Here is a 23,925-nt window from a genome sequence, read left to right as displayed (position 1 = left end):
CTGGTCCGGAAGGAACGAAGGACTGCCATGCCCGATCCGTCTGCCGGCGCACCGACGCGCCGTCGCCAGTGGGGTGCCGAGCGCCGGACCCGTCCGCTCGACACCCTGCACGCACGCCCCTCCGACCGGAAGCTCGTCTCCGGTCGCGTGGCGATCATCCTGACCGTCGCCTTCTGGCTGGCGTACGTCGTCTACACCGTGATCCGCCAGTTCCTCGACTACGGCACCGAGAGCTTCCGCTTCACCACCGAGGCGATCTCGTACCTCGTCGTCGTCACCTTCCTGACCTTCTCCGCGCTCATGCACCTGGTGGCCCGCCAGGGTGCGATGGAGCGGTTCGCGAGCCACGTGCGGGTCCCGCGCGCCGAGCTCGACCGACACTTCGCCTCCGGCCACGAGGCGCCGATGACCGTCCTCGTCCCGAGCTACGCCGAGGAGCCGGACGTCGTCGCGACCACGCTCTGGTCGGCAGCGCTCCAGGAGTACCCGTCCCTGCGCGTCGTCCTGCTCGTCGACGACGCGCCGTTCCCGACCGACCCGGCGACGCTCGACAAGCTGGAGCGCACGCGCGCGGTCGCGGACCGCATCCAGGCGCAGCTCGAGGTCCCCTCGCGCCGGTTCCAGGAAGCGCTCTTCTCGGCCGAGGTCGAGGCGGACGCTGCACCGTTCGCCAGCACGCACGCGCTCCGGACCCTCGTCGAGCACCACCGCTGGGCCGACGCGTGGCTCCGCCGGAACGCCCGGGAGCACGAGGTCGCCGACCACGTCGACCGGTTCTTCCACGACCAGGTGCTCGTCGGGCTCGCCGACGAGTTCCGGCTGACCGCCGAGGCCCTCGAAGCGGCCATCGCCGACGCCGTCGCCCTCGGTCAGGACTTCAGCGAGGTGACCTCGGCGCGGGCGCTCGAGCTGCAGCGCCGTCTCGCCTGGACCTTCACGGCGGAACTGACCACGTTCGAGCGGAAGCGGTACGTGAACCTCTCCGACGAGGCCAACAAGGCGATGAACCTCAACGCCTACATCGGACTCATGGGCGGGGCGTACGCGTTCGACGAGACCGCGTCCGGGACCGTCCTGCGCACCGTGGACGACGCCGGCGCGGCCGACCTCGTGGTCCCGGCGTCGGACTACCTCCTGACGCTCGATGCCGACTCCGTCCTGCTCCGCGACTACTGCCTGCGCCTGGTCTACTTCCTCGAGCAGCCGGAGAACGCCCGGGTCGCCGTGACGCAGACCCCGTACTCGTCCTTCCGCGGCGCTGCCACGCGCATCGAGCGGCTCGCGGGGGCCACCACCGACATCCAGCACATCCTCCACCAGGGGATGTCCCGGTACGACGCGACGTTCTGGGTCGGGGCGAACGCCGTCATCCGCACCCAGGCGCTCCGTGACATCGAGGAGGTCGAGACCGTCGGCGGCTTCGAGGTGAAGCGCTACGTCCAGGACCGCACCGTGATCGAGGACACCGAGTCGAGCGTCGACCTCGGCATGCACGGCTGGACGCTCGTCAACTACCCGGAGCGGCTCTCGTACAGTGCCACGCCGCCGGACTTCGGGTCGCTCGTCGTCCAGCGCCGCCGCTGGGCGAACGGCGGCCTCCTCATCCTGCCGAAGTACGTCCGCCAGGTCCGTGAGCGCCGGGCACGAGGCGAGCGGGTCGGTCTTGTCGAGATGGCGCTGCGCGTCAACTACATGGCGTCGATCACCTGGGCGTCGTTCGGGCTCGTCTTCCTGCTCGCGTACCCGTACGACTCGCGGCTGCTCAGCCCGATGGTGCTGCTCGCGGCGCTGCCCTACTTCTGGCTGCTGTCGAGCGACCTGCGGTACTGCGGCTACAAGCGCACGGACGTCTTCCGCATCTACGGCTTCAACCTCATCCTCACGCCGGTGAACGTCGCGGGCGTGCTCAAGAGCATCCAGCAGGCCCTCACGGCGAAGAAGATCCCGTTCGCGCGGACGCCCAAGGTGCGGGACCGCACGGCCTCGCCGGCGCTCTACGTCCTCGCGCCCTACGCGATCGTCGCCTTCTCGGTCTTCACCTTCGTCCGCGACTACGGCGCGCAGAACTGGGGGAACGCGGTCTTCGCCGCCTTCAACGCGCTCCTCGCCACCTACGCGATCGTCGCCTACATCGGCGTGTGGAACTCCGTGGTCGACGTCTGGCTGTGGGCCACGCGCTGGATGTACTACGACCCGTCGGCGCGCGCAGCCCGTCGTGCCGCTCGTCGTACCGCTCGTGCGGCCGCCCGTGCCGACCGTCGGCGCGGACGTCGTCGCGGCGGCGTCCGCCCGGTCCCGGAGCCCGTCCTCGAGGACTGGCACGCGGTCCTGTACTTCGGACACGGCGGCGGCAACCTCCCGGTCCGGCACGACGCCGACGTCGTCGGGGCGGCGGGCGCAGGTGGCACCGCGTCCGCCCAGGCCGACGCGACCGGCCCGCGCCAGGAACGGAGCGCAGCCTGATGTCGACGACGAGACGACTCTCCCCGGTCCGGGTCACCATCGCGGTCGTGGTCGCCGCCGCCGTCGCCGTCGCCGGGTACGCCGGCTTCGACCGCTGGCACTCGGCGCAGGCGACCGAACGGCAACCATCGTGGTTCGCCGCCTACACCGACGTCACCGCGACCCCGGTCTTCGCGTTCGAGGACGTCAAGTCGGCCAAGGGACGCAACGTCATGCTGTCCTTCGTCGTCGCCGACCACGACGACGCCTGCTCGCCGACCTGGGGCTCGTACTACTCGCTGCAGGGTGCGGCGGACCAGCTCGACCTCGACCGCCGTGTCGCCCGTCTGCAGCAGCAGCACGGCGAGGTCGGGGTGTCGTTCGGCGGCCTGGCGAACGACGAGCTCGCCACCACCTGCACGAAGGCGTCCGCCCTGCTGGGTGCCTACCGGCAGGTCGTGCAGCGTTACGAACTGTCGACCGTCGACTTCGACGTCGAGGGCGACGACCTCACGAACCGCGCTGCGGGGGAACGGCGTGCCAAGGCGGTGGCGGCGCTCCAGGACGAGCGTCGGGCCGCCGGTCACCCGCTCGCGGTGTGGCTCACCCTGCCGGCCGCGCCCTCGGGGCTGACGTCCGACGGGACCACCGCGGTCGCGCAGTTCCTCGCCGCCGGCGTGGACCTCGCCGGGGTGAACGCGATGACGATGGACTACGGCGAGGCCAAGGGGTCGAGCCAGAGCATGTACTCGGCATCGGTGCAGGCGCTGCAGGAGGTCCAGCGACAGCTCGGTGTCCTGTACCAGCGCGCGGGCACGCCCCTCGGTGACGGCACCCTCTGGCACAAGGTCGGGGCGACGCCCATGATCGGGCAGAACGACGTCCGTGACGAGGTGTTCTCGCTCAGCGATGCCCGGAAGCTCAACGCCTGGGCGCGCGACCGCGGGCTGGGGCGCATGTCGATGTGGTCGCTCAACCGTGACACCACGTGTGGGTCGAACTACGTGAACCTGTCGACCGTCTCGAACTCGTGCTCCGGCGTCGACCAGGACGGACTGCTCTTCGCCGACGTGCTCGGCAAGGGGTTCGGCGGCGGGATCGTCGCGGCGGCCTCCGACGTCACGGAGGCCGAGCCCTCCGCCACCGAGCAGCCCACCGACGACCCGAAGACCAGTCCCTACCCGGTCTGGGACCAGGACGCGTCCTACCTCGAGGGCACGAAGGTGGTGTGGCACCGCAACGTCTACGAGGCGAAGTGGTGGACGTCGGGCGACCTGCCGGACGATCCGGTGCTCAGCGCGTACGAGACGCCGTGGCAGATCATCGGCCCGGTCCTGCCGGGGGAGAAGCCCGTGGAACCGCTGACCCTGCCCGACGGGACCTACGCCGCGTGGTCGGGGACGAAGCAGTACGACACGGGCGCCCGCGTCCTGTTCCACGGCATCCCGTACCAGTCGAAGTGGTGGAACACCGGCGACAGCCCCGAGGCGTCCACGAGCGACCCGGACGGGTCGCCCTGGGTCCGTCTGAAGGATGCCGAGGTGCGTCGGATCCTCGACGGGCTCGCCTCGGGCGAGCCGGCGCCGACCGCCACCGCGACGGCGACGCCGGCTCCGTGACGACGCACCTCGTGATCCGGTCCGGCCTGGAGGCACGGTGCGGGTCCGCCCCGTGCCTCCCGTCCGTCGGCTGGATCACGGCGGTGTGTTCGCTGTGCGCGTGCTCCTGAGTTCTCCCCAGCCCCGTTCGGGGCTCCCGCGAGGTCACCCGTTTCCGATACGCTGGTGCGCCAAGAGGAGGAGGTCCACGATGCCAGAGCCAGTGGTCCCGCAGCCGGGTGGTCAGAAGACTCCGGAACAGCGGCTGGTCGACACGACCCTGACCTTCAGCATGGACATGGGAGCGGCCCTGACGGCCGAGTCCGGTGTCTCGACCGAGGAGCGCGAGGCGATCAACGCCCTGCCCTCGGGTTCGGCGTTGCTGGTGGTCCGGCGTGGTCCGAACGTCGGCGCGCGGTTCCTCCTCGACTCCGACGTCACGACGGCCGGTCGGCACCCCGCTGCCGACATCTTCCTCGACGATGTGACGGTGTCGCGGAAGCACGCGCAGTTCCTCCGCCACGGCACGGCCTTCAGCGTCAAGGACAACGGGTCGCTGAACGGCACCTACTTCGACGGCGTGCGCATCGACGAGGCACTCCTGATTGACGGTGCCGAGGTGCAGGTCGGCAAGTTCCGCCTGACGTTCTACGCATCCCGGGTCGACCTGGCGCGCCTGGCGACCGCGTAGTGGCTGCGCGGTCCGCCGCAGCCCGGGCCGGTGCTGCGGTACCGGACCTGCTCACCATCGGGCAGGTCATCGCCCGGTTGAAGCCCGACTTCCCCGACCTGTCGAGCTCGAAGCTCCGCTTCCTCGAGGAACGCGAGCTCGTCACGCCGATCCGCACCGCCAGCGGGTACCGGAAGTTCTCGGCGGCCGACGTCGAGCGGCTCCGGATCGTGCTCGGTCTGCAGCGTGACCACTACCTGCCGCTCAAGGTCATCAAGGACTACCTCGCCGATCTCGACGCGGGGCGCGAGCCCGTCCTGCCCGGCGGCGGTGACGCCCCGAGACCGTCGATCCTCGGCCGCGAGCGTCGGTACACGCGGGACGAGACCGTCCGCGCTGCAGGTGCCTCGCCGATGCTGCTGACCGACGCGGTCTCGGCGTCGCTGCTGCCCGCGGCCGACACCTACGGCGACGACGCCGTGGCGGTGCTCAAGGCCCTCGTCGAACTGCAGCGCACCGGCATCGAGCCGCGGCACCTGCGTACCATGCGCGGTGTCGTCGAGCGCGAGGTCGGCCTGATCGAGTCGGCCCTCATGCCGGTGTCCCGCCGGGGCGACGCCACCTCGCGGGCCAAGGCGACGGAGCTCGCGCGCGAGATCGCCGGGCAGCTCGAGGTCGTCCGGTCGAACCTGATCCGCACGGCGATCGGCCGACTCGACGCATGACCGGCGACCGGTCGGCGTCCGGACCGGGGCTGCGCCCTGTCGACCGTCGGTGGTCGGGGCGTATCCTCGACACGCCGGACGCGCCGGTGCGGATGTGCCGGGCAGACCGTGTCCGAGTCGCTACCGTGGACCTCGGAACAACTCTCAACCCGTCGTTGAACCTTCTGGTGGGAGCTCGAACGTCGTGGAAGGCATGCACATGAGTGGGACTGACACCCCCGGTACCGAGTCCGAGATGACTCGGTACGACCTCGGCCTGCTCTTCACCGACGGCCTCCCCGAGCACGACGAGCAGAACGGCTACCGCGGCACCGTCGCCGCACGCGCGGCCGGCATCTCGTACCGACAGCTCGACTACTGGGCCCGCACCGAGCTCGTGCAGCCGACCATCCGCGGCGCTGCCGGGTCGGGGTCGCAGCGGCTCTACGGCTTCCGGGACATCCTCGTGCTCAAGCTCGTCAAGCGACTCCTCGACACCGGGATCTCGCTGCAGCAGATCCGCACCGCCGTGAACCAGCTCCGCGAGTCCGGCGTGTCCGACCTCGCCCAGACGACGCTGATGTCCGACGGGGCGTCGGTCTACCTGTGCACCTCGGACGACGAGGTCATCGACCTGGTGTCCCGCGGCCAGGGCGTGTTCGGCATCGCGGTCGGCAAGGTCCTGCGCGAGGTCGAGAGCTCCCTGGTCGAGCTCGACGCCACCCCTGCTGCGGACCCCGCCGACGAGCTCGCCGCCCGCCGGGCGAACCGCGCGTCCTAGCCGTTCCTCGCCCTCCCGCTCGTCCGGCTCCGCCGGACAGTCGTCGGTGCGTCGTCCGGTGCCCTCGACCGGGCCAGATCTGTCACGCTCGCGCCGTCCGACGACGTCCCCGACCCACTCGGCGTCCCACCGGCGGCGTGTCGTGCCCACTCGGCACCCGGCAGAGCCCGCCCGGCGGCCGACGACCCGCGTGTCCTGCTCACTCGGCGTTCGAGCACCGACCTTCGGCTGCTGAGACCCGAGCCCCGACCCCCGGGACGCGAGCCCCGACCCCCGGGACGCGAGCCCCGACCGCGAGCCCCGACCCCCGGGACGCGAGCCCCGACCCCGAGCCCCGACTTCCCGCGCGGGTGGTTCCGGTCGCGCGAACTGCCGCGAGTGTCCGTCTCGGTCGGACGACTTGCCGCTCAGCTCCCGTGCGGACGGCATGTCGTGCGACCAGGACCGTCGACGATTGCATCGAATCGAGCGTGCGACATCTCGGCCGTTCAGCGGATGACGGGCCCGAACGGTCGAGGACTCGCCTCGGTGCGCAGCGGCTTCAGTGGGCGCCGATCCGAGCGAGCACGACATGCCGCGGGGTCGTCACGGCGCGGGCGGGATCCGTCGTCCGGGGACCTCGACCGTGACAGATGTTGCGCGCTCGACGGTCAGCCCAGCGCGAAGCCGGTCCGGGGACCTCGACCGTGACAGATGTTGCACGCTCGACGGCCGGCCCAGCGAGGAGCCGGCCGGGGAGCAGCCGGTCCGGGGGAGGAAGCCGGCCCGGAGAGGCGGCAGCGCCTAGGCGGCGCCGCCCTCGGCGTACGGACCGATCTTGCCCGTGCGCATGATGCGCTCGAGCAGCTGGTCGAAATTCTTCGCCATCTCCTGCGCCGACTCGCCGGGCCACACGTGCAGGGGCTTCGCCGCGCCCTGCGCCTGCTGCAGCGACGTGCGCTCCGGCAGCTGCGGCGAGAGCACGAGCGGGCCGAACATGTCCCGGAGTTCCTTGATGCGGAACTGGTGCTCGAGCGACTGCACGCGCGCCCGGTTCACGATGATGCCGAGCGGCTGCAGGCGGGGGGAGAGCCCGCGGCGGATCTCCTCGATCGCACGGAGCGCGCGGTCCGCGGCGGCGACGGAGAACAGGCCCGGCTCGGTGACCACGGTCACGCGGTCCGAGGCAGCCCAGGCGGTGCGGGTCAGGGCGTTGAGCGACGGGGCGCAGTCGATGAGGACCAGCTCGTAGTCCTGCTCGACGTTCGCCAGTGCCTCCTCCAGCTTCCAGATGTCCCGGATGGAGGGGTGGGGACCGTCGAAGTTGATGGCGGACGGCGACCCGACGAGCACGTCGACCTTGCCCTGCGAGCCCTTCGTCCACCCGGACGGGGCGATCGCCTGGCGGACGATCTTCTCCTTCGGGTTCTCGAGGACGTCGGCGACGTTGAGGTGGCCGGAGATGTCGATGTCGAGGCCGGTCGAGACGTCGGACTGCGGGTCGAGGTCCACCACCAGCGTGCGCAGTCCCTTGGCGAACGCGGCCGATGTCAGGCCGAGCGTCACCGTCGTCTTGCCGACACCACCCTTGAGGGAGCTCACGCTGAGTACATGCACGGTGAGCCACGTTACCGCCAGTAAGGTTGTGACACCTCAACCCGGGCTGAAAGGGACGTCGTGTTCAGCAAGATCCTCGTGGCGAACCGTGGCGAGATCGCCATCCGCGCGTTCCGTGCCGCGTACGAGCTGGGGGCCCGGACGGTGGCCGTCTACCCGTACGAGGACCGCGGATCCCTGCACCGGCTGAAGGCCGACGAGGCCTACGTCATCGGCGAGCCGGGGCACCCGGTCCGTGCCTACCTGAACGTCTCCGAGATCATCCGTGTCGCCCGCGAGTCGGGTGCCGACGCGATCTACCCGGGGTACGGCTTCCTCTCCGAGAACCCGGAGCTGGCCGCCGCTGCCGCCGGTGCGGGGATCACGTTCATCGGGCCGGGCGAGCACGTCCTCGAGATGGCCGGCAACAAGGTCACCGCGAAGGAGCACGCGATCGCCGCCGGTGTCCCGGTCCTCGCGAGCACCCCACCGAGCCGCGACGTCGACGAGTTGCTCGCGGGCGCCGACGCCGTCGGGTTCCCGGTCTTCGCGAAGGCGGTCGCCGGCGGCGGTGGGCGCGGGATGCGCCGCGTGGAGACGAAGGCCGAGCTCCGCGAGGCGCTCGAGGCCGCGATGCGCGAGGCCGACAGCGCGTTCGGCGACCCGACGATGTTCCTCGAGCAGGCCGTCCTGCGTCCGCGGCACATCGAGGTGCAGATCCTCGCGGACGCCACGGGCACGGACGACGGCACGATCCACCTCTTCGAGCGCGACTGCTCGGTGCAGCGCCGCCACCAGAAGGTGGTGGAGATCGCACCGGCGCCCGACCTCGATCCGGCGATCGCCGCCGCGCTCCACCGTGACGCCGTCGCCTTCGCCCGGTCGATCGGCTACGTCAACGCCGGCACCGTCGAGTTCCTCCTCGACACCGAGGGCGAGCGTGCCGGTCAGCACGTCTTCATCGAGATGAACCCGCGCATCCAGGTCGAGCACACCGTGACGGAGGAGGTGACGGACGTCGACCTCGTGCAGTCGCAGATGCGCATCGCCGCGGGGGAGACCCTCGCCGACCTCGGGCTCGCGCAGGACACCGTCGCCGTGCACGGTGCGGCGCTGCAGACCCGCATCACGACCGAGGACCCGACGCAGGGCTTCCGTCCGGACACCGGACGCATCACGACCTACCGCAGCCCGGGTGGCGCGGGGGTCCGGCTCGACGGCGGCACGGTCGCGACGGGTGCGCAGATCAGCCCGCACTTCGACTCGATGCTCGCGAAGATGACCTGTCGTGGGCGGGACTTCCCGGCGGCGGTCGCCCGGGCGAAGCGTGCCCTGGCCGAGTTCCGCATCCGCGGCGTGAGCACGAACATCCCGTTCCTGCAGGCCGTGCTCGACGACCCGGACTTCGCCCGTGGTGACGTCTCGACGCAGTTCATCGAGGAGCGCCCGCAGCTCTTCGGCGGCCACGTGTCGAAGGACCGCGGCACGAAGGTGCTCGGGTGGCTCGCCGACGTGACGGTGAACAAGCCGAACGGCGAGCGTCGCCCGCAGACCGTCGAACCGGTCGAGAAGCTCCCGGCCGTCGACCTGTCCGCCGCGCCGCCGTCCGGGCAGCGCGACCTGCTGCTGCAGGTCGGCCCCGCCGAGTGGGCGCGACGGCTCCGCGCCCAGACCGCGCTCGCGGTCACCGAGACGACGATGCGTGACGCCCACCAGTCGCTGCTCGCCACGCGCGTCCGGACGAAGGACCTGGTCGCCGTGGCGCCGCACGTGGCCCGGCTCACCCCGCAGCTGCTGAGCGTCGAGGCCTGGGGCGGAGCGACCTACGACGTCGCCCTGCGCTTCCTTGGCGAGGACCCGTGGGAGCGCCTGGCGGCACTCCGCGGGGCGATCCCGAACATCCCGGTGCAGATGCTGCTGCGCGGGCGCAACACGGTCGGCTACACCCCGTACCCGACCGAGGTCACCGACGCCTTCGTCGCCGAGGCCGCCGCGAGCGGCGTCGACGTCTTCCGTGTGTTCGACGCGCTGAACGACGTCAGCCAGCTGCGTCCCGCCCTGGAGGCCGTGCTCGCGACCGGCACGGCCGTTGCCGAGGCGGCGCTCTGCTACTCCGGCGACCTCCTCGACCCGGCAGAGGACCTCTACACGCTCGACTACTACCTGCGGCTCGCCGAGCAGATGGTGGAGGCCGGCGCGCACGTCATCGGCATCAAGGACATGGCCGGTCTGCTCCGTGCGGGAGCGGCCGAGCGGCTCGTGGGCGCGCTGCGCGAGCGGTTCGACCAGCCCGTGCACGTGCACACGCACGACACCGCCGGCGGGCAGCTCGCGACGCTCCTGGCGGCCAGCCGGGCCGGCGCCGACGCGGTCGACGTCGCGGCGGCGCCGATGGCCGGGACGACGAGCCAGCCGAGCATGTCCGCGCTCGTGGCGGCGCTGGCGCACACCGAGCGCGACACCGGCCTCGACCTGACCGCGGTCGGCGCGCTCGAGCCCTACTGGGAGGCGGTCCGTCGCGCGTACGCCCCGTTCGAGTCCGGCCTGCCCGGTCCGACCGGCCGCGTGTACCAGCACGAGATCCCCGGCGGGCAGTTGTCGAACCTCCGGCAGCAGGCCATCGCCCTGGGACTCGGCGACCGCTTCGAGCAGGTCGAGGACTGGTACGCCGCGGCGAACCGCATCCTCGGCCGCCCGACCAAGGTCACGCCGTCCTCGAAGGTCGTCGGCGACCTGGCGCTGCAGCTGGCCGCGGTCGGCGCCGACCCCGACGACTTCGAGCAGAACCCGCAGCAGTACGACATCCCCGACTCGGTGATCGGCTTCATGGCCGGCGAGCTCGGCGACCTGCCCGGCGGGTGGCCGGAGCCGTTCCGGTCGAAGGTGCTCGAGGGCCGCGAGGTGCACGTCGGGACGACCCCCGTGCCGGAGTCGGAGCGCGCCGCGCTCGCGACCGCCGGACCCGAGCGGCAGCAGGCCCTCAACCGACTGCTCTTCCCGCAGCCGACCCGGCAGTTCGCCGCGGTGCGGGAGCAGTACGGCGACCTCTCGGTGCTGCCGACCCTCGACTACCTCTACGGTCTGCGTCCCGGGCAGGAGCACGTCGTACCGCTCGGGCGCGGCGTGGAGCTGCTCGTCGGGCTCGAGGCGATCGGCGAGGTCGACGAGCGGGGCATGCGCACGGTCATGACGACGCTGAACGGGCAGCTCCGCCCGGTCGCCGTCCGTGACCGCTCGGTCGAGGTCGCGACGAAGGTCGCCGAGCAGGCGGACCCGTCCGACCCGAAGCACGTCGCCGCACCGTTCTCCGGTGTGGTGACGCTCAAGGTCGCCGTCGGTGACGTCGTCCGGGCTGGTCAGCCCGTGGCGAGCATCGAGGCGATGAAGATGGAAGCGGCCATCACGGCGCCCGTGTCGGGCACCGTCGGCCGTCTCGCGATCCCGGTGACCCAGCAGGTGGACGCCGGCGACCTCCTGGTGGTGCTGCAGTAACGTGACCGTCCGTCCCATCCGCCTGTTCGGCGACCCCGTCCTCCGTTCCCCCGCGGACCCGATCGCACCGGACTCCCTCGGTTCGCCGGGCGTGCGCGACCTCGTGCATGACCTCCTGGACACCGTGCGCGAGCCCGGTCGTGCCGGCGTGGCCGCTCCGCAGATCGGTGTCGGCCTGCGCGCGTTCTCGTACAACGTCGACGGCGAGGTCGGGTACGTGCTCAACCCCGAGGTCGTCGAGGTGCGCGGCGAGGTCGAGCTCATGGACGAGGGCTGCCTGTCCGTCCCCGGGCTCTCCTACCCGACCCCACGCCACCCGTGGGCCAGGGTCCGCGGCGTCGACGTCGACGGCGCCGAGGTCGTCCTCGAGGGCACCGGGCTGATGGCGGAGGCGCTGCAGCACGAGGTCGACCACCTCGACGGCACCGTCTACGTGATGACCCTCGCCCCGGAGGTCCGTCGCGCCGCACTGCGTGACGTCCGCGCCCAGTCCTGGTTCCACTGACCGCGTCCCGAGCACGCGGGCGACCGCGCCCCGGCCGCTCCCGCGATCGACGGCGCACGCGGTCGGGCCGCTTCCGGCGACCAGGGCGTGACACCCCTTCGCGGGATTGTCCGAACGTCCCGGTCGCGAGGTACCGTGTCCGCGTCGGCTTCCCACCGACACGGCTCCCACACCCTCAGGACACCCAGCATGACCGTTCAGAACGACGAGCTCAGCTCGCACCGCACCCGCACCAACCGCCGCCCCGACCCCGCGCCGACGACGTCGTCGGTCGCCGTCCTCGACGCGCCGGAGGTGCAGGCCCCGGAGGCCTGATCCGGAAGCGCGTCCGCGGACCCGGCGACGGGTCGCGCCCCGCGCGCAGACGACACACGGGAGGCCCGGTGTCGGTCCGTCGGACCGGCACCGGGCCTCCCGTCCGTCGTCCCTACGCGCGGCCCCGTCGTCGGGACGCGACCACGGGGGTGGCCGTGGTCTGGACCTTCGACCCCGAGTAGATGTGCTCGACGTCCGCGGCGAAGTCCCGCAGCACGACGGCGCGCTTGATCGTCAGCTTCGGGGTGAGGTGGCCGGAGGCCTCCGTCAGCTCGGTGTCGACGATGGTGAAGGACCGCACGGACTCGGCCCGGGACACCCGCTGGTTCGCGGTGTCCACGGCCTCCTGCACGGCGACGTGCACGCGCTCGTCGTAGGCGGCCTCGCGCGGCGTGAGCGCGGGGGTGATGCCGCGGGCCTCGCACCAGCCGGGGAGCATCTCCCGGTCGAGCGTGACGAGCGCGGCGACGAAGGGCTTGCCCTCGCCGACGACCACCACCTGCCCGACCAGCGGGTGCTCGCGGATGCCGTCCTCGAGCGGCGCCGGCGCGACGTTCTTGCCGCTCGCGGTGACGATGAGCTCCTTCGCCCGACCGGTCACCGTGAGCACCCCGTCGGCGTCGAGCCGCCCGAGGTCGCCCGTGCGGAACCAGCCGTCGCTGAAGGCCTTCGCGGTCGCCTCGTCGTTGTGCCAGTAGCGGTCGAACACGTCGACGCCGCGGATCAGGATCTCGCCGTCCTCGGCGATCCGTACCTCGACGCCCGGGAGTGCTCGACCGACCGTGCCGATGCGGAGCTCGCGCGCCCGGTTCACGGTCGCCGGCGCGGTCGTCTCGGTCAGGCCGTAGCCCTCGAGGATGTGCACGCCGATCGAGCGGAAGAAGTGCGACAGGCGGGGGGAGAGCGGAGCGGAGCCGCTGATCGCGTACTGCACGCGTCCACCGATCGCGTCGCGCAGCTTGGCGTAGACCAGCTTGTCGAACAGCGCGAACCGCAGCTTCAGGCCGAGGGGAACCCGTCCCGCGGCCACCGCCTCGGAGTGCGCGACCGCGACGTCGGCCGCGGCACGGAAGATCCGACCCTTGCCGCCGAGGTCGGCCTTCTGCTCGGCCGAGTTGTAGATCTTCTCGAAGACGCGCGGCACCGCCAGCAGGAAGGTCGGCTTGAAGGTCGACACGGCGCGCATGAGGTCGCGGGTGTCCGGCTCGTGGCCGACGAGCACCCCGGTCGAGATCGACATGACCGCGATGAAGCGGGCGAAGACGTGGGCCATCGGGATGAACAGCAGCGTGGAGGACCCGTCGGCGACGACCTCGGGCATCGCCTCGGTGGCGCCCTCGACCGTCCCGGTGAAGTTGTCGTGCCGCAGGACGCACCCCTTCGGGCGTCCGGTGGTGCCCGACGTGTAGATGATCGTCGCGTCGTCGTGCCCGTGCACGTCCGCCGTGCGGGCGTCGAGCTCGGCGTCGGTGACCGTCTCGCCGAGGCGGACCAGGTCGTCGAGACCGCCGCCGTCGATCGTCCAGTGCTGTCCGAGGTGCGGCAGGTCGGGGGCGATCGACGCCACCCGGCGTGCGTGCTCCTCCTGCTCGACCACGATCGCCACGGTCTCCGAGTCGGAGAGGATCCAGCGCACCTGGTCGGGGGAGCTCGTCTCGTAGACCGGCACGGACACGAGCCCCGCGGTCCAGACGGCGAAGTCGACGAGCGTCCACTCCATGCGGGTGCGGGAGAGGACGGCGACGTGCGCGCCCGGGGCGAGCCCGGCGGCGACGAAGCCCTTCGCGATCCCGCGGACGCGCGCGAGGGTGTCCGCGGCGCTGACGGTCGTCCAGGTGTCGCCGTGCCGCTGGGCGAGGATCGGCCGGTCGGGCGTCCGACGCGCCCGGTCGGAGAGCAGTCGGGCGGCGGAGCCGTGGTCGGGTGCGGAGTTGGGTGCGGGCTGCCGCTGATCGTTCACGGTTGACTCCCTTGTCGGCCGGTGCGATACGAGGACGCCTCGACGATGAGACGTCACCGCCAGCATACGGGCGGAGCGGGACCGGACGGACGGGCTCCGGTGCGGTTCGCAGCACCTCGTCAGCCGTCGGGCGTCGTCGGCCGGCTCCGTGCGGGCAAGCGGTGCCCGGCGCCCACCTCGGTCGCGTTGCCGGCGTTCGGCGTCGCCACGCGGAGACGGTAGGCTCGACCCTCGTGCATGCCATCGGAATCGACATCGGGGGCACCAAGATCGCGGGAGCGGTCGTCTCGGAGCTCGGCGAGATCCTCGCCGAGGACCGCGTCGCCACCAACGCGGCGGACCCGGACGCCATGCTCGACGACGTCGTGACGATGGTCACCCGTCTGCGGGCCGCCCACGACGTGGGAGCGGTCGGTGTCGCGGCACCGGGCTTCATCGACGCGTCGCAGTCGATCGTCTACTACACGCCGAACATCCGCTGGCGGAACGAGCCCCTCCGGCAGAAGCTCCAGGAGCGCCTCGGCGACCTGCACATCACCGTCGACAACGACGCGAACGCCGCCGGCTGGGCGGAGTTCCGCTTCGGTGCCGGTCGCCTCGTGTCCGACATGACGATGCTCACGATCGGGACCGGTGTCGGTGGCGCGATCGTGACCGAGGACCGGCTCTTCCGCGGCGGCTTCGGCACCGGCGGCGAGATCGGTCACCTGCGGATCGTCCCGAACGGCCTGCCCTGCGGCTGCGGCGCCCGCGGCTGCATCGAGCAGTACGGCTCCGGCCGTGCCCTGCAGCGCATGGCGAACGACGTCGCCGACGCCGGCGGCATCGGTTCGGCACTCGCCGACGCGCGCGAGCAGAACGGCGGGCAGCTCGACGGCGCGATCGTCGGCGACCTGATCCTGGCCGACGACCCGGGCGCCCTCGCCGCGCTCCGTCGCCTCGGCCGGCACCTCGGCGAGGCCTGCGCGTCGCTGTCCGCGGTGCTCGACCCGCAGCTGTTCGTCTTCGGCGGCGGTGTCGCGAGCGCCGGCGACCGTCTGCTCGAGCCGATCAAGCAGGCCTACCTCAACAACCTGCCGGCGCGCGGGTACCACCCGGAGCCCGACTTCGTGATCGCCGAGCTCGTGAACGACGCCGGCGTCGTCGGCGCGGCCGACCTCGCCCGCATCCACGCCCGCACGGCGTAGGGTCACCCCGACGGTACGCGCGTCCCGAACTGGAGTCGACGATGACCTACTGGCTGCTCAAGAACTTCCTGCTCGGCCCGCTCATCCTGACGCTCTTCCGACCCTGGGTCGTCGGCCGTGAGCACGTGCCCGCGAAGGGCCCGGTGATCTTCGCGTCGAACCACATCTCGTTCATCGACTCGGTGATCCTGCCGGCGGTGCTCGACCGGCGGATCTCCTTCCTGGCGAAGAGCGACTACTTCACCGGTCGGGGCCTCAAGGGCTGGGCGACGAAGACCTTCTTCAACGCCATCGGGCAGCTGCCCATCGACCGCTCCGGCGGCAAGGCGTCCGAGGCGTCGCTCCACACCGGGCTCCAGGTCCTGGCACGCGGCGAGCAGCTCGGCATCTACCCCGAGGGCACCCGCAGCCCGGACGGCAAGCTCTACCGCGGCCGCACCGGCATCGCCCGGATGATCCTCGAGGGCCGGGTGACCGTCGTGCCGGTCGCGATGGTCGGCACGCGCGAGGTGCAGCAGATCGGCCAGAAGTTCCCCAAGTTCAAGCGCGTCGGCGTCGTCTTCGGCAGGCCGCTCGACTTCTCGCGCTTCGAGGGCTTCGAGACCGACCGGTTCATCCTGCGCAGCGTCACCGACGAGGTCATGCACGAACTCGCCGGACTGAGCCGCCAGGAGTACGTCGACGTCTACGCGACGAGCGTCAAGGAGCGTGCCAGCAGCGCTCGTGAGCAGGTCATGAAGGACCGCCGCACGCCGACCGCCTGACGGGCGACCGCCGTCGTCGCCCCCGCGTCACGCGGGAGCGGTGGGTCGGGCGCGGACGGTAGGATCTGAGGACTCCGGCCCCGGCCGGACCGGCCTGCGCGCAGGCCTCCCGCTCCCGCCCGACCCAGAACACCGAGGTACCGCCTTGATCGAGTCGACCGACGTCGTCGCCCTGCAGGATCCGGACGTGATCGAGGGTCTCGACCACTGGCGCACCCTGCCGATCAAGCAGCAGCCGACCTGGCCCGACCGCGCCGCGGCCGAGGCGGCGTCGGCCGAGATCGCGACGCTGCCGCCGCTCGTCTTCGCGGGCGAGGTCGACAAGCTCCGTGACCGGCTCGCCGCAGCGGCGCAGGGCAAGGCGTTCCTGCTGCAGGGCGGCGACTGCGCCGAGACCTTCGCCGGAGCCACGGCGGACTCGATCCGTGACCGTGTGAAGACCATCCTCCAGATGGCCGTCGTGCTCACCTACGGTGCCTCGACACCGGTGATCAAGATGGGACGCATGGCGGGGCAGTTCGCCAAGCCGCGGTCGAGCGACTTCGAGACGCGCGGCGACGTGACGCTGCCGGCGTATCGCGGCGACATCGTGAACGGCTACGACTTCACCCCGGAGAGCCGGCAGGCCGACCCCCGCCGTCTGGTGCAGGGATACCACACGGCCGCGTCGACGCTGAACCTGGTCCGTGCCTTCACGCAGGGCGGGTTCGCCGACCTGCGGCAGGTGCACTCGTGGAACAAGGGCTTCGCGTCGAACCCGGCGAACGCCCGCTACGAGCACCTCGCGAAGGAGATCGACCGCGCGATCCGTTTCATGGACGCCTGCGGAGCCGACTTCGAGGCGCTGAAGCACACCGAGTTCTACGCCTCGCACGAGGGGCTCCTCATGGACTACGAGCGGCCGATGACCCGCATCGACTCGCGCTCCGGTCTCGCCTACGACACCTCCGGCCACTTCATCTGGATCGGCGAGCGGACCCGCGACCTCGACGGCGCCCACGTCGACTTCCTGTCCCGCGTGCGGAACCCGATCGGTGTGAAGCTCGGCCCGACGACGACCATGGACGACATGAAGGCCCTGGTCGACACGCTCGACCCGGAGCGCGAGCCCGGTCGTCTGACGTTCATCACCCGGATGGGTGCGGGCAGGATCCGCGACGAGCTGCCGAAGCTGCTCGAGGCGATCAAGGGCATGGACGCGAACCCGCTCTGGGTGACCGACCCGATGCACGGCAACGGCCTGACGACCCCGACGGGCTACAAGACCCGTCGCTTCGACGACGTCGTGGACGAGGTCCTCGGCTTCTTCGAGGCGCACCGCCAGGTCGGCACCTACCCGGGCGGCATGCACGTCGAGCTCACCGGTGACGACGTCACCGAGTGCCTGGGCGGCTCCGAGCAGATCGACGAGGCGACCCTGGCGACGCGCTACGAGTCGCTGTGCGACCCGCGGCTCAACCACATGCAGTCGCTCGAGCTCGCCTTCCTGGTGGCGGAGGAGCTGAGCGCCCACCCCTACCAGCGGCCGTAGTCGCGACCGCACGCCGGACGGGAGGCGCGGTGCCAGCCGGCACCGCGCCTCCCGTCCCTCCGCTCGTCGCCCGCCCGTCCTGCCCGGCTCCGGTCGCCCGTCCTGCCCGGTTCCGGTCGCACGACCTGCCGCTCACGTTCCGCGCGGACGGCACGTCGTGCGACCGCAGCGACCGCCGACGGCACGTCGTGCGACCGGAACCGGCGAGCGGTCGAGCAGCCGAGCGGCCGCCTGGCGGCTACTGCTCGTAGGAGAGCGTGATCGTGTCGCCGCGGTACACCGTGGAACCCTGGACCGGGTCCGTCGCGGTGACCGGGAGCGCCGACTTCCAGTCGTAGAAGCGGCAGAGCACGTTCGTGCAGTCGGGCACCTTCACGTCGAGGCCGAGGTTCTCGAGCGTGGAGGTCGCCTCGTCGATGGTCTTGCCGGCGACGTCGGGCAGCGTGATCGGCGTCGGGCCCTTCGAGAGCACGAGGTCGACGGCAGAGCCCTGCACGGCGGGGGAGTCCTCGACGCTGGACGAGATGACCTGCCCCTTCGGCACGTCGTCGCTGTAGCGCTCCTGCTGCGCCCCGACGACCAGACCGACGGCGTCGAGCGCGGCGGTCGCGCCGTCGAGGGTCTTCCCCGTGACGTCCGGGACGGCGCCGAGCGAGACCGTGAGCGTGACCGGCCCGCGTTCGGCGTACTCGCCGACGGAGGACAGGTCGACCGTCTGCCCGTCGGTGCCCAGGCCCTTCGCCGCGATCACGGTGTCCTCCGGAGCGTCGGCCGAGAACTCGTACTGGTCGTCCTGCAGCTGGAAGTCGTCGTCCAGTGCGGCCGTCACGGTCGAGAGCGGTTGCCCGACGATCGCGGGCAGGGCGATCATCCGCGGGCCGTCCGACACGACGATCCGCACCGGGGTGCCCTTGCGGACCTCGCGTTCGGCCGCCGGCTTGGTCGTCGACACCTGCCCCTTCGCCACGACGGCGTCGTACCGGCTGTCGGTCTCGGCGGTGGGCTGGAGCCCCTGTGCCTGGAGCAGCTGCCGGGCCTGTGCCACGGACTTCCCGGCGACCTCGGGGATGCGGACGTTGCCCCAGGGTCCCGGACCGAGGGCCCAGCCGACGACGCCGGCGATGATCGCGAGGACCACGACGACCGCGAGCAGGATCCACCCGCGCTTCCGACGCTTGACGGACTTGTCGGCGAGGCGTTGCGCCGCCGGGGAGAGCGTCCCGGGCTGGGCTCCCGTGCGTCGGGGGCCGGGCGCACCGCGGCGGGCCGGAGCAGCGGGCGCACCGCCCGTCGTGTCGGCGATCACCCGGGTGGCGTCGTCCTGCTCGGGGCCGTCCCACCGTCCGGACGCATCGGCCGAGGAGGGCGACGCGCTGCCGGCCGGCAGGATCGCGGTGGCGTTCTCCGGACGCAGCACCGCGGTGCGGTACTGGCCGGTCGCGCGCTGCTGGTTGCCCGACATGTGGTCGAGCATCTCGCGGGCGTCGCGCGGACGGTCTGCGGGGTCGCGGGCGGTGGCCCAGGCGACCAGGTCGTCGAGCTCCGGCGGGACGCCCGGCTCCGCGGCGCTCGGCACCGGGACCGTGTCGTTGGCGTGCTGGTAGGCGATCTGCATCGGCTGGTCGCCCTTGTAGGGCTGCTCGCCGGTGAGCATCTCGTAGAGCATGATGCCGAGTGCGTAGATGTCGCTGCGCGAGTCGGCGGCGCCGCGCGTCACGAGCTCGGGGGACAGGTACGCGATCGTGCCGAGCAGGGCTGCTCCGGTGGCCGTGTTCGCCGTGGTCGCCCGCGCCAGGCCGAAGTCGCCGAGCTTGATGCGCCCGTCGTCGGCGAGCAGGACGTTCTCGGGCTTGAGGTCGCGGTGCACGATGCCGGCCCGGTGCGCCGACGCGAGGCCGGCGAGCACGGCGCGCAGGATGTCGGTGGCCTGCTCCGGGGTGAGCGCCCGGTGCTCCTGCAGCAGGTCGCGCAGGGTGATGCCCGGGATGTACTCCATGACGATGTACGCCGTGTCGTCCTCGGCACCCTGGTCGTACACCCCGACGAGGTTCGGGTGGGAGAGCCGGGCCGCCGAGCGGGCCTCCTGGATGAAGCGCTCACGGAAGGCCTGGTCGTCGGCCAGGTGCCCGTGCATGATCTTGATCGCGACGCGACGCTCGAGCCGGACGTCGGTGGCGAGGTACACCGTCGCCATGCCCCCGCGCGCGATGCGCGAGCGCACGCGGTACCGCTGGTCGATCATGCGACCGATCATCGGGTCCGTTGCGGCGTTCGTGGTCATCGGCGGCATTCTACGAAGGGCTGCCGGTACGGTCCGACCTGACGCACCGACCGTGACCCAATCTCGATCTCGAGGATGAGTCGGCTGTCCGGCCGACCAGACGGGCGGGACCTCAGAGCGAGGCCAGCAGGGCGCGCGCGGTCTGCTCCCACTTCGCGTACTCGTTCGGGTACGCGGAGACCTGGACCGCCTGGGCGGCGTCGGTCAGGGCCATCGATGACCACCCACGCACGCCGAGCAGGCCGCGGGTCTTGCCGGGGTTGCCCACGAAGAACAGTTCGGCGGCGGTGGCCGGGTCCTGCAGTGCTGCCGACGTGCCCCAGCCCTGGCTCGGACGCTGCTGGAACAGGCCGACGGAGTCGCGGTCGCCGTGCGACAGGTTGCGCAGGCTCGACTCCTGCAGAGCCGCTGCGAGGGCGATCACGATGCCGCGGTCGGGGACGCCGAGGGTCCGGCCGACGCTGACGATGGTGGCCGCGTTGCGCCGCTGCTCACCGGTCAGCTCGACGCCGTTGACGCTGCCGACGGCAGTGGTCACGGCACCCCCGGTCGGGGTGGTCGTCGGCTTCGAGGTCGCAGCGGGCAGCACGAGGGTCTTCCCCGCGTAGATCGTGCTCGTGTAGCTGAGGCCGTTCGCCGCGAGGAGGGCCTTCACCGACACCCCGTGCTTCGCCGCGATCGCCCCGATGGTGTCGCCGGCGACGATCTTCACGCTCGACGCCCGGGCGGGTGCGGCCGGCGCGGTGCTCACGGCAGGCGCCGGCTTCGCGGCGGGTGCCGTCCCGGCGCGGGGGATGGTCAGGGTCTGGCCCGGGTAGATCAGCGAGCGCTGCGAGAGGTTGTTCGCGGCGAGGATCGCCGAGGTCGACACGCCGACGCGGGCGGCGATGCCGGACACGGTGTCGCCCGACTTCACGTGGTAGCTGCCGCTCGTGCTCGACGACGCGGGTGCTGCTGCGGGGGCGGCGGGTGTCGAGGACAGGTGCAGCGTCTGCCCGGGGTGGATGATCGTGTTCCAGCCGAGGCCGTTGCGGACCAGGACCTCCTGCGCCGAGAGCCCGAAGCGCGCGGCGATGCCCGAGACGGTGTCGCCCTGACGCACCGTGTAGGTGGTGGGGGCCTTCGACACCGCGGCGACCGTGGTGACGGTGGTGGTCGACGGGCGGGCGACGGCGGTGCCGAACACCGGGCGCTGGCCCACGTTCCGGTCCTCGTCCACGTGCCGCTTCTTCGCGGCGTCGTCGTGCCGGGGCTCGGCGTGCGCCACCGGGCCGGTGAGGCCGGCGGTCACGGCGATCGTGCCCGCGAGGACGATGGGCATGGTGGCGAACCGGGCGGATCGAGCGCGCCGGGCGGCGTCGCCTGCAGCGTTGTCCACGGGTTGTCTCCTGTCCTGGGTGAGCCGTGCGCGGGAGCGGGTACTCACAGGTGGTTCCACGCTGACATGGCGTGATTCCCAAGTCAACCAGAGAGCCGCGTGTTGCGCGTGTGACTCGTGTGATCAGCGTGACGGCACGACGCAGGCCGGTGCTCTGGCAACATGGGGCGGGTGAGCGATGGACCCACCGACGACACGACCCTCTCCGAGCGCTGGCTGACGGTGCCCGACCTCGTGGACCTGCTCGGGGTGAGCCCCGGGCGCATCCACCGCCTGTTCGAGCAGAAGACGCTGCTGGCTGCCCGCGTGGGCGGCGTGCTGCGGGTGCCGAGCGAGTTCCTCGACGGCTCCGAGCCGATGCCGGAGCTGCGCGGCACGCTGATCGTCCTCGGTGACAACGGGTTCTCCGACGACGAGGCGGTCCGCTGGATGCTCTCCGAGGAGCCCGCACTCCGCACCTCGCCGATCGCCGCGCTGCGCGCCGGCCGCAAGGCCGAGGTGCGCCGCGTCGCACAGTCCCTGCTCTGAGCCCGGGAGCCGACCCGGCGCCCTGGACCGGAGACCCGTCCCGGCGGGCTGGCCCGCGCAGCAGGAGCCGCCCCGGTGAGGACGATCTGGTGACGGACGGGAGGCCCGTGGCGGTGTCGCCACGGGCCTCCCGTCCGTCGTCGTGGTCGGCGTCTAGGCGACGCGGCTGCTGACCGTGTCGGCCAGCGACAGCAGCTGGTCGCGCGCCGACGGCGTCAACGGCGCGGCCTCGAGCGCTGCCTTCGCGCGCTGCACGTGCCGGTCGATCGAGCGCTCGACGGCGGCGACCGCCCCGGACTCGGTGAGCGTGGCGCGCAGCATCTGCACCTGCTCCTCGTCGAGGTCGGGGTCGCCGAGCAGCTCGTCGAGCAGTTGCCTGGGGCCGGGCGGGAGCGCCTTGCGGGCCGAGGCGATGAGGACGGTGCGCTTGCCCTCGCGGAGGTCGTCGCCGGCGGGCTTGCCGGTGACCTCGGGGTCGCCGAACACACCGAGCACGTCGTCGCGGAGCTGGTACGCGACGCCGAGCGGCAGGCCGAAGGACCGCAGGCCCTCGAGCTGCGCCTCCGAGGCGCCGGCGACCAGGGCGCCGATGACGAGGGGTGCCTCGATCGAGTACTTCGCCGACTTGAAGACGATGACCCGCTGTGCCCGCACCAGGTGCTCGGTCTCGTCGATCGTCGGCCAGGCGGTCTCCTCGTGCACGTCGAGGTACTGCCCCGCGGTCACGTCGAGCCGCATCGTGTGGAACTCCTGGCGGACGATGCGTGCGCGCGCCGGGTCGAGGAGCGCGAGCCCCTCGTCGAAGACGGAGTCGCTCAACGAGAGCAGGATGTCCCCGAGCAGCAGCGCCGAGTTCGTGCCGTACAGCGAGCGGTCGCCGACCCAGCCGGACTCCTCGTGCAGGGACTCGAAGCGCCGGTGCGCGGCCGGACGACCACGACGGGTGTCGGAGCGGTCCATGATGTCGTCGTGCACCAGGGCGGCGGCGTGGAAGATCTCGAGCGCGGCGGCCACCGTGACGACGGCCTCGGCCGTGGTCTGGCGGGAGCCCTCGGCGAGGGGGTCGAAGGACCCCGAGCGGCCCGCCACGGACTGCCATCCCCAGTAGCAGAACAGCGCTCGGAAGCGCTTGCCGCCGGACAGCAGGTCACGGGCGTACCGGTCGAACGGCGCGAGGTCCGGGCTGATCGCGAGGAGCCGATCACGCTGCTCGTCGAGTGCCCGTCCGACCCGTGCCGAAACGAGGTCCACTAATCGCGTACTCTCAGCCACGACTCCTACCCTAGTGGAGCGGTCGAGTCATAGAATCGGTCCACTTCAGCGATGCCACAACCCGGCGGCAGCGCGGCACACCAGCGGTCGTCAGACAGCATCCCCAGGAACAAGAGGGAAACGAGATGCCACTCTCGGAGCAAGAGCAGCGACTCCTCGAAGAGATGGAGCGGAGCCTCTACCAGAACGACTCCGACTTCGTGGCGCGTGTCACGCGCCGCCAGGGACGCGCGAGTTACACGTCCATCACGATCGGTGTGCTCGGTGCCCTCGTGGGGATCGCCATCGTCATCGTGGCGCTCGTCGTGAAGCAGCCGTGGCTCGGGCTGCCGGGCTTCGTGGTGATGCTCGCCGGCGTGCTCTACGCACTGCGCCCGGGGATGCGGATGTCGAAGTCCGGGGCGAAGGCGCCGCGGGCGAAGGGGCAGTCCGCGGGTCGGCCGTCGCGCCCGTCCTCCTCCGGTGGCTCCTTCATGGACCGCATGAACGAGCGCTGGGACAAGCGCAACGACCCGGGGCAGCAGTAGCCGCACCGCACGCCCTCCACACGCCTCCACGGGGCCGGTCCTTCGGGACCGGCCCCGTCGTCGTGTCCGGGGTCGCGGTCGTGCTCGTGGCCGCTGCTCCGCGCCGTCCGCCCGCCAGTGACACCCGCCCGTGGCACCCGTGCCCGCCCTCGCACCCCGTGCTCCTGCCGCTGTCCCTGGCGAATCCGGGCGTGCCTGGTCGAACCGGGCGTAGTGGGTGGAACCGGGCGTAGTGGGTGGAATCGGGCGTAGCGGGTGGAACCGGGGGTAGCGGGTGGAACCGGGCGTACCGGGTCGAACGGAACCATCAGGTACGCCCGGTTCCGCCTGCCATCGCGGGTGTGATGGGAAGGAACGGGCGCGACGGCGCGACGGGCGCGACGGCGCGACGGCGCGACGCGCGCGACGGCGCGAC

Annotated in this window: 18 protein-coding genes; 13 read left to right on the top strand and 5 right to left on the bottom strand. The window is 71.8% G+C overall.

The window, feature by feature from the left end:
• Positions 1 to 27 precede the first annotated feature (27 nt).
• The 5 genes from ACH0A8_RS10070 (at position 28) to ACH0A8_RS10050 (ending at position 6,195) form a co-directional block, all read left to right on the top strand.
• On the top strand, positions 28 to 2,463 hold the full coding sequence (locus tag ACH0A8_RS10070; RefSeq protein ID WP_251160133.1) for a glycosyltransferase family 2 protein: 2,436 nt from the start codon (positions 28 to 30) through the stop codon (positions 2,461 to 2,463).
• Positions 2,463 to 4,061 (top strand): chitinase, encoded by a 1,599-nt coding sequence (locus ACH0A8_RS10065; RefSeq protein ID WP_406907114.1) that lies wholly within the window; start codon positions 2,463 to 2,465, stop codon positions 4,059 to 4,061. Before ACH0A8_RS10070 ends, ACH0A8_RS10065 begins: the two co-directional genes overlap by 1 nt.
• Positions 4,062 to 4,251: 190 nt before the next feature.
• On the top strand, positions 4,252 to 4,731 hold the full coding sequence (locus ACH0A8_RS10060; protein WP_406907113.1) for an FHA domain-containing protein: 480 nt from the start codon (positions 4,252 to 4,254) through the stop codon (positions 4,729 to 4,731).
• Complete coding sequence (locus ACH0A8_RS10055) at positions 4,731 to 5,435, top strand: MerR family transcriptional regulator (protein WP_066653699.1); 705 nt, start codon at positions 4,731 to 4,733, stop codon at positions 5,433 to 5,435. The genes ACH0A8_RS10060 and ACH0A8_RS10055 overlap by 1 nt, the downstream gene beginning before the upstream one ends.
• Before the next feature lie 199 nt (positions 5,436 to 5,634).
• Entirely contained in the window at positions 5,635 to 6,195 is a 561-nt protein-coding gene (locus tag ACH0A8_RS10050; protein ID WP_066658032.1) for a MerR family transcriptional regulator, read from the top strand.
• A gap of 783 nt (positions 6,196 to 6,978) precedes the next feature.
• Here the strand turns inward: ACH0A8_RS10050 and ACH0A8_RS10045 are convergent.
• The gene (locus ACH0A8_RS10045; RefSeq protein WP_058729211.1) at positions 6,979 to 7,791 is read right to left on the bottom strand and encodes a ParA family protein; all 813 of its coding nucleotides are present in this window, start codon (positions 7,789 to 7,791) and stop codon (positions 6,979 to 6,981) included.
• A 60-nt stretch (positions 7,792 to 7,851) separates the two neighbouring features.
• Here ACH0A8_RS10045 and ACH0A8_RS10040 point away from each other — a divergent pair, with 60 nt between their 5' ends.
• The 3 genes from ACH0A8_RS10040 (at position 7,852) to ACH0A8_RS10030 (ending at position 12,082) form a co-directional block, all read left to right on the top strand.
• Positions 7,852 to 11,262, top strand: a complete 3,411-nt coding sequence (locus ACH0A8_RS10040) for a pyruvate carboxylase (RefSeq protein ID WP_406907112.1) — start codon at positions 7,852 to 7,854, stop codon at positions 11,260 to 11,262.
• A 1-nt stretch (position 11,263) separates the two neighbouring features.
• On the top strand, positions 11,264 to 11,767 hold the full coding sequence (locus ACH0A8_RS10035; RefSeq protein WP_209683100.1) for a peptide deformylase: 504 nt from the start codon (positions 11,264 to 11,266) through the stop codon (positions 11,765 to 11,767).
• Positions 11,768 to 11,956: 189 nt separating this feature from the next.
• On the top strand, positions 11,957 to 12,082 hold the full coding sequence (locus ACH0A8_RS10030; protein WP_268746771.1) for a hypothetical protein: 126 nt from the start codon (positions 11,957 to 11,959) through the stop codon (positions 12,080 to 12,082).
• A 112-nt stretch (positions 12,083 to 12,194) separates the two neighbouring features.
• Here ACH0A8_RS10030 and ACH0A8_RS10025 read toward each other — a convergent pair whose 3' ends face one another.
• Positions 12,195 to 14,042 (bottom strand): long-chain fatty acid--CoA ligase, encoded by a 1,848-nt coding sequence (locus ACH0A8_RS10025; protein WP_066653704.1) that lies wholly within the window; start codon positions 14,040 to 14,042, stop codon positions 12,195 to 12,197.
• Between the two features lie 233 nt (positions 14,043 to 14,275).
• Between ACH0A8_RS10025 and ACH0A8_RS10020 the strand changes: the two genes are divergently transcribed.
• From ACH0A8_RS10020 to ACH0A8_RS10010, 3 genes are all read left to right on the top strand, one after another.
• On the top strand, positions 14,276 to 15,229 hold the full coding sequence (locus tag ACH0A8_RS10020) for an ROK family glucokinase (protein WP_066653706.1): 954 nt from the start codon (positions 14,276 to 14,278) through the stop codon (positions 15,227 to 15,229).
• Positions 15,230 to 15,270: 41 nt separating this feature from the next.
• A complete protein-coding gene (locus ACH0A8_RS10015) occupies positions 15,271 to 15,993 on the top strand; it encodes a 1-acyl-sn-glycerol-3-phosphate acyltransferase (RefSeq protein WP_066653708.1) in 723 nt (240 codons plus the stop codon).
• 187 nt (positions 15,994 to 16,180) lie between these two features.
• Positions 16,181 to 17,524: a class II 3-deoxy-7-phosphoheptulonate synthase gene (locus ACH0A8_RS10010; protein ID WP_406907175.1), complete on the top strand. Its 1,344-nt coding sequence runs from the start codon at positions 16,181 to 16,183 to the stop codon at positions 17,522 to 17,524.
• 238 nt (positions 17,525 to 17,762) lie between these two features.
• Here ACH0A8_RS10010 and pknB read toward each other — a convergent pair whose 3' ends face one another.
• Together pknB and ACH0A8_RS10000 are read right to left on the bottom strand one after the other, a co-directional pair.
• Positions 17,763 to 19,805, bottom strand: a complete 2,043-nt coding sequence (gene pknB, locus ACH0A8_RS10005) for a Stk1 family PASTA domain-containing Ser/Thr kinase (RefSeq protein WP_251160130.1) — start codon at positions 19,803 to 19,805, stop codon at positions 17,763 to 17,765.
• Positions 19,806 to 19,917: 112 nt separating this feature from the next.
• Positions 19,918 to 21,183 (bottom strand): LysM peptidoglycan-binding domain-containing protein, encoded by a 1,266-nt coding sequence (locus tag ACH0A8_RS10000; RefSeq protein ID WP_406907111.1) that lies wholly within the window; start codon positions 21,181 to 21,183, stop codon positions 19,918 to 19,920.
• A gap of 171 nt (positions 21,184 to 21,354) precedes the next feature.
• On the opposite strand from ACH0A8_RS10000, the gene ACH0A8_RS09995 reads away from it, so the two are divergent.
• On the top strand, positions 21,355 to 21,711 hold the full coding sequence (locus ACH0A8_RS09995) for an Rv2175c family DNA-binding protein (RefSeq protein WP_251160128.1): 357 nt from the start codon (positions 21,355 to 21,357) through the stop codon (positions 21,709 to 21,711).
• A 153-nt stretch (positions 21,712 to 21,864) separates the two neighbouring features.
• Here the strand turns inward: ACH0A8_RS09995 and ACH0A8_RS09990 are convergent, their stop codons facing one another.
• Positions 21,865 to 22,983, bottom strand: a complete 1,119-nt coding sequence (locus ACH0A8_RS09990) for a polyprenyl synthetase family protein (RefSeq protein ID WP_406907110.1) — start codon at positions 22,981 to 22,983, stop codon at positions 21,865 to 21,867.
• Positions 22,984 to 23,108: 125 nt separating this feature from the next.
• Between ACH0A8_RS09990 and ACH0A8_RS09985 the strand changes: the two genes are divergently transcribed.
• Positions 23,109 to 23,510: a DUF3040 domain-containing protein gene (locus tag ACH0A8_RS09985; protein WP_066653735.1), complete on the top strand. Its 402-nt coding sequence runs from the start codon at positions 23,109 to 23,111 to the stop codon at positions 23,508 to 23,510.
• The last annotated feature ends 415 nt before the right edge of the window (positions 23,511 to 23,925 follow it).

Source organism: Curtobacterium sp. 179-B 9B NHS (assembly GCF_045370965.1).
Taxonomy (GTDB): domain Bacteria; phylum Actinomycetota; class Actinomycetes; order Actinomycetales; family Microbacteriaceae; genus Curtobacterium.
Note: the sequence above shows the minus strand (reverse complement) of the source record. Positions and strands in the feature narration are given on the sequence as shown.